Source organism: Mycobacterium persicum (genome assembly GCF_002086675.1).
GTDB classification, from domain to species: domain Bacteria; phylum Actinomycetota; class Actinomycetes; order Mycobacteriales; family Mycobacteriaceae; genus Mycobacterium; species Mycobacterium persicum.
Genome location: NZ_MVIF01000044.1, coordinates 1 through 13,750 on the forward strand (window position 1 = coordinate 1; position 13,750 = coordinate 13,750).

Genomic DNA, 13,750 nt, shown 5'->3' on the forward strand with positions numbered 1-13,750 from the left:
CCCTTAGGCCACCTGCGACCCGGCCCGCTCGGCACGCTTCCACACCAGAGACGAGTACACCGTCCGCCCGTCGGGCAAGGTCAATTCCGATGACAGGGTCAGCTTGTCGCCGTCGAGGTCGCTGTGCCGCAGATGAAACTGGCCCAGGTAGTTGGGAACCAGGGACAGCTTCGCCTCGTGACGGATATCGCCCGTGGCCTCGTCGACGAAGTACCGTCCGCTGTAGGCCAGATACCCCAGCGCCGCGGCCGCCGCCTGCTCGGTGGTGCCGCCGCCGGCCACGGGCCGGTCGTAGTCGGGTCGCCCGGATGACTGGATCTGCGCCGACATGTACCCGTCCGGGGTGTAGATGATCAAACCCTGCGCATCCGCGCCGTGGGGGTATCGCACCGGGCCGTCGAGACTGTCCCGCTCGACGTAGGACACCAGCTCCCAGGCTCCAACCAGCTTGTCACGCAATGCTTTTACCATTTCCAACCATTTCCAACCATTTCCAACCATTTCCAACCATTCCAATGCTCCTCATGATGCTTCGAACCAGCTGTTCACTTTCGCCACCCACGCCCGTAATGCCTGGGCCAGCTCTTCCTCGCGGCCGTAGAACCGCTGCGCCGGCACCGGCACGCTGACGGCCACCACCTGATCGGTCACGCCATGCAGCACCGTGCCGACCGCGCAAATGCCATCGGTCTGCTCCTCCCGGTCATAGGCGATGCCGTCGCGGCTGATCTGGGCGAGCTCCTCGCGCAGCGCTGCCCGATCGGTGATGGTGTTGGCAGTCAACGGCAGCAGCCGACTGGGCAGCGCCTGTGCCTGCCGTTCCGGCGGCAGTGTCGCCAGCAGCGCCTTGCCGTTGGCGCAGCAGTACAGCGGAAAGGACTCGCCCACCGCGCTCACCGCGCGCAACCGCCGCGGCGGAACCACCTGGTCGATGAAATCGGCGCGATCCCCGTCCAGAATCGACAAGTCCACCGTCTCGTCGAGTTCCCGCGACAACTGCGTCAGGAACGGGTGCAAGTCGGCCACCACGCTGAGCCGCACGGTGCTGGCCATGCGCGCAATCTCGGGCCCCAGCCGGTAGGGTCCCCGCGCCCCGCGCGAGGCCACCAGACCCTCGTCCTCCAATGCGTTGAGGATCCGGCTCACGGTGGACCGGGCCATTGCGACCCGCTCCCCGATCTCGACTTGGCTGAGCCCGCCGGGGTGAGCTTGCAGCACCCGCAATATCTCCGCCGCGCGGGCAATCACCTGGATGCCACCGCTGCGGACGTCGCTGTCTTCGGCCTTGGCGCTCATCGCCGAACTCCGGGCAGGCGCAGCAACGCCTCGGCTTCTTCAACGGAGGCGACGGGCAAATCCAGAGCCTGGACCAGACGCATGGTGCGCGTCACCAGCGCCAGGTTGCTTGGCGCCAGCTCACCCTTACGCAAGTACAAGGTGTCCTCCAGGCCCACTCGCGCATTACCGCCCAGGGCCAGGCCCATCGCGGTCAATTCCAGGTTGGCCCGGCCGATCGCGATGACTTGCCAGATCGCATCGGGAGGAAGCCGGCGCACCATCGTCAGCAGGTTATCGGCGGTGGCGACCATTCCGCCGCGCACCCCGAGGACGATGCTGAACTGCAAAGGTTCGGCCAGCAGGCCTTCTTCCCGCAATCGCAGGCAGGCCTCCAGATGCCCGGTGTCATAGATTTCCAGTTCCGGTTTGATGTCCAACTCGCGCATCCGTGCCGCCAATCGACGGACGGCATCCGGCGGGTTACGGAATTCGCTAGCACCGAAACTCATCGAGCACGGGTTGAGGGTGGCCATCCGCGGCCGCAATTCCACCAGCTTTTCCCGCTCCTCGAACGGCACCGACAGTCCGACTCCGGTCGACAGCTGGATCAGGATCGGGCAACGCTCGCCGATCAGGTCCATGGCCCGCCGCGCGATAGCGAGATCTGCTGTGGGTCTTTCGTTTTCGTCGCGCAGATGGATGTGCGCCACAGCGGCTCCGGCGTGATAGGCCTGGTCGACCGCGGTCGCGATTTCCTCCGGGGTGGTCGGCAGCGCGGCGTTGTCGGCCTTGGTTGCGATGGGCCCGGTGGGTGCGACGGTGATGACGACGCTCACGCCGCTACCTCCTGCGGATGAGCGATGGCCACCAGCAGCACCGCCGCACGCCCGGAACGGTTTTCCAGCGACCGCACCTCACCTTTGGCGAAATGCACACTGTCGAACCGGCCCAAGACCGTTTCGGTTCCGTCGGCGGTGACGACCAGCTCGCCGTCGATCACCACGTAGACGGTTTCCTCTCGGGCTGCGGCCTTTTCGGCGATCCCGCCCGGCTGGTAGGTGGACAGCCCCACCCAGAACCGGTCGGTGTGTCCGGCTTCGTGGCCCTGCAGCCGCACCGTGAGCACGTCACGGTGCAGCGCGGCAGTGTATTCCGGCGCTTGCGACACCCGGGTCACGTTCATCAGGCCCCCGTCTCGATGCGGTAGCTCCCGGTGGGGTCGACGATCGCGACCAGCCGAACGATGCAGCCGTCGCCACCCACCCAGCGCCAGGGGAAGGCGGCGAAGGTGACACGCTTGCCGGTGACCTTGTCCAGGTCGCCGCCGACGTTTTCGAAACCGTAGATGCCCTTCGACAGGATCGCACGGTGGCAGGGCTCCCACTCCGGGAAGTCGTCGAGTACCTTGCGACCGGTCTGCTGTTCGTATTCGCTTACCGCCCAAGGTAATAGGCCGCCTTGGGCTTCCGCGGGGCCATGCGGTGCGATCGCTGTGGCCAGCGGATGGTCCAGCGCCTGGGTGTCGGTGCCGACCGCCTTGACGCCCTTGGCCGCAAACCACTCCCCCGCTTCCTTGTAGAAGCCCGGCGAGTAGGCGTAGTACTCGGCGCTGTCGGCGTATTTGTGGTGCCAGCCGGTGTTGACGATGACGATGTCACCGCGCCGGATTTCCGGGCTGGCCCGCTCCAGATCCTCCGCGGTAACCACACCCCACTTGGTCTTGGGGATCGACACCACCACCCCGGTGCCGAAGAAGGCACTCAACGGGATCTCGTCCAAGAACGGCGTTCCCTCCACCACATGGGCCGGCGCGTCGATGTGGGTGCCGGAATGCATGACGGTGGTGATCTTTTGGGTCAGCACCCGGCTTTTGGCCATGCCGTGCAGCCGTTCGATCTTGACGTCTTCGAAATACGGCCAGGCCGGCACCCCGTGTCCCCACGGGTGTGACAGGTCGTAGAGCTCCAGCTTGGACTCGGCCTCACCGAGGGGCCACGTGAAAGTCATGGCTATTTACTTCCTTTCCGATGTGGGTCTTGGTCAAGTTGGGCACTGATGTGCTGGGAAAGTCGTGCCGCGGTGCGCTCGCGGGCGCCCGCGGGCCAGTCGAGGAACCCGTGTCCGGTGCGCGCCCCGAGTTGTCCCTCGGCGACCAGTTGGCGCAGCAGCGGACTGGGATGCGGGTCACTGTTGAGGCTGGGGATAACCGCGTCGTGGATGGCCAGGGTGAGGTCGAGGCCGATGTAGTCGGCATTTTCCAGCGGGCCCAGGGTGGCCAGCCGCAGCCCAATGGTGTTGCGCACCACTAGATCTACCGTCTCGGCGTCGCAGACGCCCTCAGCGACCAGCGCCATCGCCTCACGCCACAACGCATGCTGAAGCCGGTTGCCGATGAATCCGGGGACGTCGCGTCCGACCCGCACCGGCATCTTGCCGGCCTCGGTCAGCAGCGCCGCGATGCGTTCCACCGTGTCCGGCGCGGTTCGATCGCTGGGCACCACCTCGACGACGGGAATGAGGTCGGGCGGATTCCAGAAGTGCGTACCGATTACTCGGCTGCCGTCGTCGACCCGCTCGGTGACCGCCCCGATCGGCAGGACGGACGTGTTGGTGGCCAGCACCGCATGTGGGGCCAGGCCCGCCAGGCGTTGGAAGAGTTCCTGTTTGACGGCCAGGTTCTCGACGATCGCCTCGACCACCAGGTCGGTGTGGTGCACCGCCGCGGCCAGATCACCGGTGGGGGTAACCGATCCGCGTTCCGCGCCGGTCACTTCGGCGGCTTCCGCCGCTGCGGCATCGAGGATTTCGGCGTTGGTGTCGGTGATGGCGACCTCGAGCCCCGCCGAGGCTAGCACGCCGGCGATGCGCCGGCCCATCAAACCGGCGCCGACGACGGTGGCCCGAGAGAACCCGTGAGACGTCAGCATGCGGTATATCCGCCGTCCAGATACATCACCTGGCCGGTGTAGAAGCTTGACGCGTCGCTGAGCAGATAGATCAGCGCGCCGACGAAGTCTTCGGGTTCGGCGAAGCGGCGCAATGGGATCCGGGCGAACATCGCCTCGCGGGTGGCGCGTCCCCTCTCGTCGTCGGCGTACATCCACTCGGTCAGCTCGGACCGAAAAACCGTTGGCGCAAGGGCGTTTACCCGGATTCCGTCAGCACCCCATTCGGCCGCCAGGGATTTGGCCAGCAGATCGGTGCCCGCTTTCGACGGGCAGTAGGCGCTGTAGCCGGCGGGGTGACCCAGCGCTCCGCGGACCGATGAGACCAGCACGATGCTGCCGCCGTCGCCCTGCTCGAGCAGCACCCGCCCGGCCGCTTGGCAGACCAGCCAAGCGCCCCGCAGATTCGCATCCATCACCTTGTCGAAGTCCTCGACGGCCATCTCGGTGATCGGCGCGACATGGTTCATGCCCGACGCCACCAGAACGCCGTCGAGGCGGCCATGGTGGGCAATGGCCGCAGCCACCATGGCCTGGGCGTCGGCCGGAGTCTGGGGCCGACGCTCGACCACCAACGCGTCGTCGATGCCGGCGTCGTCGACCAACTCGGCCAGCCCGGCGGCGTTGCCGCCGGTCAGGGTCAGCCGAGCGCCCGCGTCCGCTAATGCACGGGCGGCGACGCGGCCCAGCGAACCGGTGGCGCCCGTGATCAGTATGGACTTGTCTTGCACGCTGAACCGCGTCAAGCCCGGATTTGGCGCTTGCTGTGCCATCGTCACCATCTCTCACCTTTTCCTGCAATGCGGGTTTATTAACCCGTTATGCGAGAGATCGTATGGGGTTGCCGCGAGGGCGTCAAACAGGTACTCCTGTGATGTAGGCCGCTGTGTCCGTATTGCGGGATTTAGCGTCAGCGTCGACCGGATGGGTTGCGGCGGTCCGTGGATCGCACGGCACCCTAGCGACGGCTCGTCAAAGACGCCGGTTAGCGAACTCAGCTGCCGCGATGGGGATACGCTGGTTGTTTCGCTCAGCGGCGCTTGACGCCCCGCTTTTCGCGCACTCGCACGTTGATCCGGATCGGACTGCCCTCGAAGCCGAATGTCTCGCGCAGCCGCCGCTCCAGGAACCGCCGGTAGCCGGCCTCCAGAAAACCGGTGGTGAACAGCACGAACGTCGGCGGCCGCGCGGTGGCCTGGGTGGCGAACAGGATGCGGGGTTGTCGGCCGCCGCGCACCGGGGGCGGCGTCGCGGCCACCACTTCCTTTAGCCAGGCGTTCAGCGGGCCGGTCGCTATCCTCGTGTCCCACGACGCCAGCGCGCTCTGAAGCGCCGGCACCAGCTTCTGCACCGCCCGACCCGTCTTGGCCGAGATGTTGACTCGCTGCGCCCAGCGCACCTGCACCAGTTCGCGGTCGATCTCCCGCTCCAGCAGCTCGCGCCGGTCCTCATCGACCAGATCCCACTTGTTGAAGGCCAACACCAGCGCCCGTCCGGCCTCGATGACCATCGACAGCACCCGCTGATCCTGTTCGGTCAGCGGCTGTGACGCGTCGACCAGCACGATCGCCACCTCGGCGGAATCGATGGCCGCGTGGGTGCGCACCGACGCATAGAACTCGTGTCCGCTGGCCTGGCCGACCTTGCGGCGCAGGCCCGCGGTGTCGACGAAACGCCACACCTTGCCGCCCATCTCGATCAGCGAATCCACCGGATCGACCGTCGTCCCCGCGACCTCGTGCACCACCGACCGCTGATCGCCGGCCAGCTTGTTCAGCAAGGAACTCTTGCCGACGTTGGGTTTGCCGACGAGGGCCACCCGCCGCGGGCCGCCGCCGGCCGAGGCCGATTCCCCCACTTCGGGCAGCGCGGCCAACACCTGGTCGAGCAGATCGGCCACACCCCGACCGTGCATCGCGCTGACCGCATGCGGCTCGCCAAGTCCCAGCGACCACAGCGCGGCCGCGTCGGCTTCGCCCTTCTCATTGTCAACCTTGTTGGCGGCCAGGAAGACTGGCTTACCCGAGCGGAGCAGGCTGCGAGCGGCGTCCTGGTCGGCAGTGGTGGCGCCGACACTGGCATCGACCACCAGAATCACCGCATCGGCGGTGCGCATCGCCACCGACGCCTGCTCGGCCACCAGTTGCTGCAGCCCTTTGGCGTCCGGCTCCCATCCCCCGGTGTCTTGGACCACGAACCGCCGTCCACTCCACAGCGCGTCGTAGGACACGCGGTCACGCGTCACGCCCGGAACGTCTTGTACCACCGCTTCACGCCGGCCCAAGATCCGATTGACCAAGGTCGATTTGCCGACGTTGGGCCGGCCCACGATCGCCACGACCGGCGCGGGCGCCGACTCCGACAGCTCGGTCAGATCCGAATCGTCGAGCTCCCAATCGCTTTCGTCGGACCAGGTGCCGTCGTGGGTCACCGCAGGGCTCCGCTATGCTGCGTCACCAACTCCACGAGATGATCGACGACTTGGGCCTCCGTCATATCGCTGGTGTCGACGACGATCGCATCAGCCGCCGCTCGCAGCGGCGACACCGCGCGGGTGGAGTCCAGATGGTCGCGCCGGCGCACGTCGGCGAGCACCGCGTCGTAGTCGTCTGCCAGCCCGACCGCGACATTTTGGTCGTTGCGGCGCCGGGCGCGGGTTTCGGCCGACGCGGTCAGAAAGATCTTTACCGGCGCATCGGGAAACACCACGGTCCCGATGTCGCGGCCCTCCACAACGATGCGGCCCGGCCCCTCGGCCATGGCACGTTGCAGCTCGACCAGTCGCTCACGCACCGCAGGCACCGCCGACACCGCCGACACCGCCCGGGTGACATCATCTCCCCGGATCTCCGCCGAAACGTCTTCTCCGGAAAGGTAAAAGCTGCTCGCGTGCGGGCTATAGCCAACCGACAACTGCGCGGCCGACGCACAGTCCCCGACCGCCTGCGCGTCTGCCGGATCGATTCCGGCGCGCAGCACCGCCAGCGTCACTATCCGGTACATCGCCCCGGTATCCAGAAAGCGAGCCCTCAGCCTATGAGCCAATCCCCTTGAAACAGAAGACTTTCCAGTCCCGGCCGGACCGTCGATGGCAATGACCGCCGCCGCCACAGGCCGACGACCCGCTTGGCTTGCATCACTCACAGGCCCACCGCTTTGTACAGCTGTCCGACCTCGTCGCGACCCAACGCCCGCACACTGCCCGGGCGCTGCTTGCCCAGTGTCACCGGGCCGATATCGGTGCGCACCAATGCCTCCACCGGAAACCCCGCCGCCGCCAGCAGCCGGCGCACGATTCGATTACGTCCTTCATGCAGCGTCACCCGCACCAACGTCTTGCCCGGGATCGCGTCCACCACCGCGAAACCATCCACCCGGGCGAGCCCGTCGTCCAATTCGATTCCCGCCCTGAGCTTTTTGCCCAGCCCCCGCGGCACCGTCCCGGCCACCGTGGCCAGATAGGTCTTGGGCACCTGGTGTGAGGGATGCATCAACCGGTGCGCCAGCTCGCCGTCGTTGGTCAGCAGAATCAGTCCTTCGGTGTCTGCGTCGAGCCGCCCGACATGAAAAAGATTCTTGTTGCCCCGGACCTTTCGCTCGATCAGGTCGCCGATACACGGCCGGCCGCGGTCGTCGGACATGGTCGAGTGCATCCCCCGCGGCTTGTTCAGCGCCAGGTAGACCAACGACTCGTCGACCACCACCCGGGCCCCGTCGACGCGGATCACCGAGACGTCCGGGTCCACCCGGGTACCCAGCTCGGTCACCAGTTTCCCGTCGACCTCGACACGGCCGTCGATGATCATCTTCTCGGCAGCCCGCCGGGACGCAATTCCGGCCTGGGACAACACCTTTTGCAATCGAATGCCCGGCGACTGCTCCAGCTCAACCATCAGTCGTTGTCCACGTCGAATGTCAGCGTCTGGTCGGATGGCTGGCCGCCGGCGAGTTTGATGAAACGCGGCTCGCTATCCAGAGAGGCACTCAGGTCATCGATCGTGTCGACGTCGGGAAGCAGCGGCGCGAGATCGGGCAGCTCGGACAATGACGTCAAACCCAAACGCTCCAAGAACAAGTCGCTGGTGGCGAATGTCACCGCACCGGTGTCCTCGTCGGTACCGACCTCGGTGATCAGGCCGCGCGCCAGCAAAGTACGCATCACGGCGTCCACGTTGACCCCGCGAACCGCACTCACCCGCGCACGCGTCACCGGTTGACGGTAAGCCACGACCGCAAGGGTTTCCAGCGCGGCGCGGGTGAGCTTGGTCCGCGCTCCGTCCAGAAGCAGCTTCTCGACGTAAGGCGCGAATCGGGCGCGGGTGTACAACCGCCAGCCTTCACCGCTGTGTCGCAAATCGATGCCACTATCGCGTTCGGCGAGTTCGTCGGCCATCAACCGCAGTTTCGCCGCGACCCGATAGACCGGTTGTTCGGTGGCCGTGGCCAGCGCCTCGGCGGTCACCGGGGTGTCGACGACCAGCAGCAGCGCCTCTAACACCCGTCCGAGTTCGTCGGGATCCATCTCGGTGGGCTCAGCGATATCCGGGATGCCCGATGACATGGCATACCCGAGGTAGGGGTCGGGAGCATCGTCAGTCACGCGCCGCTCCTCCGCATCTCATCCCGCCGCATCGTCACATCGTTGCCGGCGCGGGTCATCGTTGGTCTCGCGCTTCCACCACAGCTTCGTCCCCCGCAACCGGGCGGTGCCCCCCGGTCGGCTGTTCCCCGGTCCACGAAACCTGGAGCACCCCTAGGGGCTCTGACTGGTCGAATGCTACCGCCCGGGACCGATACAGTTCGAGCAGCGCCAGGAAGCGCCCCACCACCTCGATCGGCGCCTGACAGTCGGCGACCAGCTCAGAAAATGTGGCCCATTGGCCACCGCCGCGCGCTTGCAGCATCGCGAGTAGGTGTTGGGCCTGCTCGGCGACCGAGACGGTCTGCTCGTGCAGGTGTGCGGTCGCCACCGTGGGAGCCGGCCGGGGAGTCAGGGCGACCGCGGCGATCTCGGCGAAGCGCTCCGCGTCGACACCCAGCATCACTTCGGGCAACAGGCCGGCGAACCGGTCTTCCAATGACACCGCGCGCGGGTAACTGCGCAACGCGGTGGCCTCCAGCTCGGCGAACATCTCCGCGACGTGCTTGAACGCCCGGTATTGCAGCAGCCGGGCGAACAGCAGATCACGCACCTCAAGCAGGGCGAGATCCTCTTCGTCGTCGACCTGCCCGGCCGGCAACAGCCGGGCCGCCTTGAGGTCGAGCAAGGTCGCGGCGACCACCAGAAACGCCGTGGTCTCCTCCAGGTCCAGCTGGGCGCCAATGGCTTTGGTATAGGCGATGAAGTCGTCGGTAACCTGATGCAGGGCCACTTCGGTGACATCGAGCCGGTGGGCGAAAATCAGCTGCAGCAGCAGATCGAACGGACCCTCGAAGTTGGTCAGCCGGACCTGAAAGCCGTTCTGAGGTACGGTGTCTGGATTCGCGGTGTCGTTCACACGCCGAATCGGTCGATGAACTCGCGAGCCAGGGCACGATAGGCCACGGCACCGCCGGACTTGGGGGCCCAGGTCGTGATGGGTTCGCCCGCGACGGTGGTCTCGGGGAAACGAACCGTGCGGGTGATCACGGTATCGAACACTAGGTCACCGAACCGCTCGACGACGCGGGCCATCACCTCTCGGGCGTTGACGGTGCGCGGGTCATACCGGGTCAGCAGGATGCCGCTGATCTCCAGCTTGGGGTTCAGCCGGTCGCGCACCTTGTCGACAGTGTCGGTCAGCAACGCCAGGCCGCGCAGCGAGAAGAACTCACACTCGGTCGGGATGACCACACCGTCCGCGCAGGCCAGCCCGTTGACGGTGAGCAGACCCAACGATGGCTGGCAGTCGATGAGCACATAGTCGTAGCGGTCCAGCACCGGGTACAGCGCCCGGCCCAGGGTCTGCTCCCGGCCCACCTCGTTGACCAGCTGGATCTCGGCGGCCGACAGGTCGATATTGCTGGGCACCAGATCCATGTCCTTGACCCGGGTGTGAATCAGCACGTCGTCGATCGACACGCGCGGCTCCACCAGCACGTTGTGGATAGTCTTTTCCAGCTCGTAGTGCGGGACACCCAGGCCCGCCGACAACGCCCCCTGCGGGTCCATGTCCACCAGCAGCACCCGCCGGCCGTACTCGGCCAACGCGGCACCCAGGTTGATGGTCGACGTGGTTTTCCCGACGCCGCCCTTCTGGTTGCACATCGCCACCACCTTGGCCGGCCCGTGTGCGGTCCGCGGCACCGGGTCAGGAACCGCCCGCGGCGGCCGTCCGGTCAGGCCGACTTCGATGCCGCTGTCGGGGTGGTCGGTCATACCCGGTCGCGGCTGAGGGTGACGGGCGTCAGGATGGGCATCGCAGGAAAGTCTAACGGCTTCCTCCGCCTGCGCCGGGAGACCCGCGGGCAACTATGGGAGCTATGCCGTCGTCGGCAGCCCCAGGACCGCGGCGCTGTGACATGCTTCTCCGGCAAGCGCATTTCTTGGGAGCTGCTATGGACGACACGAGCACCGGCCGACGAAGCCACGCCGATCAACTCGACGCCCGGCTACTGCGGATCGCCGGGGTGTGTGTCCTGGGTTCGATGATGTCGATCGTGGACACGACGGTGGTCACCGTCGCGCAGCGCACCTTCGTCGCCACGTTCCACACCACTCAAGCCATGGTCGCCTGGACCATGACCGGCTACACCCTTGCTTTGGCAGCGGTGATCCCGCTGGCCGGTTGGGTAGCCGACCGGTTCGGCACCAAGCGGCCCTTCATGGGCTCGTTGCTGGCGTTCACCTTCGGCTCATTGCTGTGCGCGATGGCGCCCAACATCACTCTGCTGGTCGCGTTTCGGGTGGTACAGGGCCTCGGCGGCGGCATGCTGATGCCGCTGGTGCTGACCATCCTCACCCGAGAGGCGGGCCCCCGGCGGCTCGGGCGGGTGCTGGCCATCTTGGGCATTCCGATGCTGCTCGGCCCCGTGTTCGGCCCGGTGCTGGGCGGCTGGCTGATCGACAGCTATGGATGGCAATGGATCTTCTGGATCAACCTGCCGATCGGACTGGTCACATTGCTGCTTGCGGCAATCGTCTTCCCGGGGGATCAGCCGACACCGTCGGAGTCGTTCGACGTTCTCGGCATGCTGCTGCTTTCCCCCGGCCTGGCCACATTCCTGTACGGGGTGTCGGTTATTCCCGCGCGCGGAACGGTGACCGATCGCCATGTGTGGATACCGGCCGCGCTCGGTCTGGCGTTGATCGTCGGGTTCGTCTTACATGCCGGTTACCGCGCCGAGCATCCGCTGATCGATCTGCGGTTGTTCACTAACCGCGTGGTCGCACTTGCCAACTCGGCGATGTTTCTGTTCGCCGTCTCCTTTTTCGGCGCCGGACTGCTATTCCCGAGCTATTTTCAGGAGTTGCTGCACCAGACGCCATTAGGGGCCGGGATGAGCATGGTGCCGAGGGGAATCGGCGCCATGGTGACCATGCCACTGGCCGGATCCATGATGGACAAACGCGGCCCGGGCAAGATCCTGCTGGTCGGCGTGACGCTGATCGCGGCGGGCATGGGCATCTTCGCCTACGGGGTGGCCGGACAAGCGGCGTACCTGCCGACGCTGCTCATCGGATTGTCGATCATGGGCCTGGGCATGGGTTTGACGATGATGCCGCTTTCCGCCGCCGCGGTGCAGACCCTGGCCCCGCATCACATCGCGCGGGGTTCGACGCTGGTCAGTGTCAATCAGCAGGTGGGCGCATCGGTGGGAACGGCCTTGATGTCGATGATCCTGACCAGCCAGTTCAATCGCAGCGAAAACGTCGCCGCCGCACGCAAGATCGCGGACCTACAAGAGGATGCGGCCCGGCGCGGGGTACCGGTCGACCCGTCGTCGATTCCGCCGCAGGCACTCAACCCGGACTTCAAAGGCAATGTGCTGCATGACCTTTCGCATGCATACAGCGTGGTGTTCGCGGCAGCGGTGGTGCTGGTGGCGTTGACACTGGTCCCGGTGGCATTTCTGCCGCGCAAGCCCGCGGGTCAGATGTCACAGAGTGTGAAATAACCAGCCGCTCGTCTGGATATGCTTGCACGATGACTTCGCGGGAAGGACCGTCGCACATCGCCAGCGAGAATCCGCAACGGTTGCCGACGAAACGCGACGTGGAAATCAGCATTGCCGCAATGGCCGGTGTTGCCAAGTCCAACGGCCTCTCAGCAATCGATGAGAGCCTCCTGGAAGCCGCAAGCAGGTATCTGGCCGATGACGACATCGACTGGAGAAAGGTTGCCGAGCGCCCGGCCGACGACATATCGGCCAGGCTCGAATCCGACGTCGCTCAACGCTGCGCGTTGTTCCTGATGACCGCTGCGATTTTCGCCCACGGGAGCGTTCAGCTGCCGAGAGTCGAGGCGAGCCTGAAGATCGCGAGGACGCTCGGTTGCCATGAGGGGTTCCTCGATGACCTACTCGATATTGCCCGCGGGCGCGAATTCATCGGGGCCATGCGAATCAGGGCAAAGCTCATGAGCAGCCATGGCACCTCCCGCATTCAGGTGCTGAAGGGCTTCTGGGACAACATGTCGGGTTACCTCGGGCTTTCGACCGATCCGGTGCTGGCTGCGTCCTATCACAAGCTGGGCCTCCTCGAACCGGGCCTGCTCGGACGCGAACTGTGGGCCCACTATGTCCGGAACAACCTGAGGTTTCCGGGAGAGAAAGGCACCACGGGCGAGTTCATTGTTTCGCATGACGTGGCTCACGTTTTGTCCGCGTATTCGACGGAGCCTGCCGGTGAAATTCTTGCCGGAGCGTTCACGGTCGGATATAAGGCCCGCAACCCATTTGCACCGCTGCTGCTGGTGCTCCTGCAGTTTCAGGCCGGCATAAAAATTGACTTTCGGTCCGAGGCGCTGACCGGATCACTGGATCCCGCCGGCTATATGGATGCTTTTCGGCGCGGCCTGGAGTGCAAAGCCGACCTTACCTACGGGAGTTGGGACTGGCGACGCTACGCCGAGGTACCGGTGGTGGAGCTTCGCGAGCGGTTGGCGATTCCACCGCAAGCGGCGCCGGCCGTTGCGGGCGGCACCTATCAAGAAGTCTTATGAAGTTTTGTCAAGTCTGAGAGGTCGCTACCAGCGCTAATTGCCGGGAACCGACACGCGGGTCAGACATTAGACGAGCGGTGATTTTAATCTTCGTTAACTACTCCTACCGGGGGATTTAACAAAGCCGTAATTTCACTTCGGCCTGCGCGTCACAGGGACTGCGGATACAAACTAATGCACTGATTGCCGACATCTTGCCGACATCGTCGTCGCGACCGGCCGCGTCAGTCCCAAGCGCTAGGTGGTGTCGATGACCGTCAATTTCTCTGCCAACGACGTTGATTGCTCTCGTCGCGTCGCTTCCGCACGCTCAGGCGGGGTCGGCGGTCGGGCATCGGCCGTCGCGATCGGACGGTAGGCCGTGCCCGGCGTACAGATTTTGCC

General features: G+C 65.6%; 15 protein-coding genes. 2 read left to right on the plus strand and 13 right to left on the minus strand.

What is annotated here, in order from left to right:
• Positions 1 to 3: 3 nt before the first annotated feature.
• From BST40_RS14905 to BST40_RS14965, 13 genes are all read right to left on the minus strand, one after another.
• Complete coding sequence (locus BST40_RS14905) at positions 4 to 471, minus strand: lipocalin-like domain-containing protein (protein WP_075549579.1); 468 nt, start codon at positions 469 to 471, stop codon at positions 4 to 6.
• A 51-nt stretch (positions 472 to 522) separates the two neighbouring features.
• On the minus strand, positions 523 to 1,296 hold the full coding sequence (locus tag BST40_RS14910; protein ID WP_075549533.1) for an IclR family transcriptional regulator: 774 nt from the start codon (positions 1,294 to 1,296) through the stop codon (positions 523 to 525).
• Entirely contained in the window at positions 1,293 to 2,114 is an 822-nt protein-coding gene (locus BST40_RS14915; RefSeq protein ID WP_075549534.1) for a beta-keto acid cleavage family enzyme, read from the minus strand. Before BST40_RS14915 ends, BST40_RS14910 begins: the two co-directional genes overlap by 4 nt.
• Positions 2,111 to 2,461 (minus strand): beta-D-galactosidase, encoded by a 351-nt coding sequence (locus BST40_RS14920; RefSeq protein WP_075549535.1) that lies wholly within the window; start codon positions 2,459 to 2,461, stop codon positions 2,111 to 2,113. The genes BST40_RS14915 and BST40_RS14920 overlap by 4 nt, the downstream gene beginning before the upstream one ends.
• Entirely contained in the window at positions 2,461 to 3,285 is an 825-nt protein-coding gene (locus BST40_RS14925; RefSeq protein ID WP_075549536.1) for a cyclase family protein, read from the minus strand. The genes BST40_RS14920 and BST40_RS14925 overlap by 1 nt, the downstream gene beginning before the upstream one ends.
• Positions 3,286 to 3,287: 2 nt before the next feature.
• On the minus strand, positions 3,288 to 4,205 hold the full coding sequence (locus BST40_RS14930; protein WP_075549537.1) for a 3-hydroxyacyl-CoA dehydrogenase family protein: 918 nt from the start codon (positions 4,203 to 4,205) through the stop codon (positions 3,288 to 3,290).
• On the minus strand, positions 4,199 to 5,005 hold the full coding sequence (locus BST40_RS14935) for an SDR family NAD(P)-dependent oxidoreductase (protein ID WP_089025160.1): 807 nt from the start codon (positions 5,003 to 5,005) through the stop codon (positions 4,199 to 4,201). Before BST40_RS14935 ends, BST40_RS14930 begins: the two co-directional genes overlap by 7 nt.
• A gap of 248 nt (positions 5,006 to 5,253) precedes the next feature.
• Positions 5,254 to 6,654: a ribosome biogenesis GTPase Der gene (der, locus tag BST40_RS14940; RefSeq protein ID WP_083154607.1), complete on the minus strand. Its 1,401-nt coding sequence runs from the start codon at positions 6,652 to 6,654 to the stop codon at positions 5,254 to 5,256.
• Complete coding sequence (cmk, locus tag BST40_RS14945) at positions 6,651 to 7,334, minus strand: (d)CMP kinase (protein ID WP_075549539.1); 684 nt, start codon at positions 7,332 to 7,334, stop codon at positions 6,651 to 6,653. The genes der and cmk overlap by 4 nt, the downstream gene beginning before the upstream one ends.
• 29 nt (positions 7,335 to 7,363) lie before the next feature.
• Positions 7,364 to 8,119, minus strand: a complete 756-nt coding sequence (locus BST40_RS14950; RefSeq protein ID WP_089025161.1) for a pseudouridine synthase — start codon at positions 8,117 to 8,119, stop codon at positions 7,364 to 7,366.
• A complete protein-coding gene (scpB, locus tag BST40_RS14955; RefSeq protein ID WP_089025162.1) occupies positions 8,116 to 8,784 on the minus strand; it encodes an SMC-Scp complex subunit ScpB in 669 nt (222 codons plus the stop codon). The genes BST40_RS14950 and scpB overlap by 4 nt, the downstream gene beginning before the upstream one ends.
• A 94-nt stretch (positions 8,785 to 8,878) precedes the next feature.
• Entirely contained in the window at positions 8,879 to 9,721 is an 843-nt protein-coding gene (locus tag BST40_RS14960) for a segregation/condensation protein A (protein WP_075549542.1), read from the minus strand.
• Positions 9,718 to 10,581: a ParA family protein gene (locus tag BST40_RS14965; RefSeq protein WP_075549543.1), complete on the minus strand. Its 864-nt coding sequence runs from the start codon at positions 10,579 to 10,581 to the stop codon at positions 9,718 to 9,720. Before BST40_RS14965 ends, BST40_RS14960 begins: the two co-directional genes overlap by 4 nt.
• A 179-nt stretch (positions 10,582 to 10,760) precedes the next feature.
• Between BST40_RS14965 and BST40_RS14970 the strand changes: the two genes are divergently transcribed.
• On the plus strand, positions 10,761 to 12,320 hold the full coding sequence (locus BST40_RS14970) for a DHA2 family efflux MFS transporter permease subunit (protein ID WP_075549544.1): 1,560 nt from the start codon (positions 10,761 to 10,763) through the stop codon (positions 12,318 to 12,320).
• Positions 12,321 to 12,349: 29 nt separating this feature from the next.
• Positions 12,350 to 13,366, plus strand: coding sequence for a hypothetical protein (locus BST40_RS14975; RefSeq protein ID WP_075549545.1), 1,017 nt, complete (start codon positions 12,350 to 12,352; stop codon positions 13,364 to 13,366).
• The last annotated feature ends 384 nt before the right edge of the window (positions 13,367 to 13,750 follow it).

Bases quoted from the DNA above. Each gene is read 5' to 3' on its own strand.
- BST40_RS14905 (WP_075549579.1), bottom strand. From the start codon at position 471: ATGGTAAAAGCATTGCGTGACAAGCTGGTTGGAGCCTGGGAGCTGGTG.
- BST40_RS14910 (WP_075549533.1), bottom strand. From the start codon at position 1,296: ATGAGCGCCAAGGCCGAAGACAGCGACGTCCGCAGCGGTGGCATCCAG.
- BST40_RS14920 (WP_075549535.1), bottom strand. From the start codon at position 2,461: ATGAACGTGACCCGGGTGTCGCAAGCGCCGGAATACACTGCCGCGCTG.
- BST40_RS14925 (WP_075549536.1), bottom strand. From the start codon at position 3,285: ATGACTTTCACGTGGCCCCTCGGTGAGGCCGAGTCCAAGCTGGAGCTC.
- BST40_RS14930 (WP_075549537.1), bottom strand. From the start codon at position 4,205: ATGCTGACGTCTCACGGGTTCTCTCGGGCCACCGTCGTCGGCGCCGGT.
- BST40_RS14935 (WP_089025160.1), bottom strand. From the start codon at position 5,005: ATGGTGACGATGGCACAGCAAGCGCCAAATCCGGGCTTGACGCGGTTC.
- scpB (WP_089025162.1), bottom strand. From the start codon at position 8,784: ATGTCATCGGGCATCCCGGATATCGCTGAGCCCACCGAGATGGATCCC.
- BST40_RS14965 (WP_075549543.1), bottom strand. From the start codon at position 10,581: ATGACCGACCACCCCGACAGCGGCATCGAAGTCGGCCTGACCGGACGG.
- BST40_RS14970 (WP_075549544.1), top strand. From the start codon at position 10,761: ATGGACGACACGAGCACCGGCCGACGAAGCCACGCCGATCAACTCGAC.
- BST40_RS14975 (WP_075549545.1), top strand. From the start codon at position 12,350: ATGACTTCGCGGGAAGGACCGTCGCACATCGCCAGCGAGAATCCGCAA.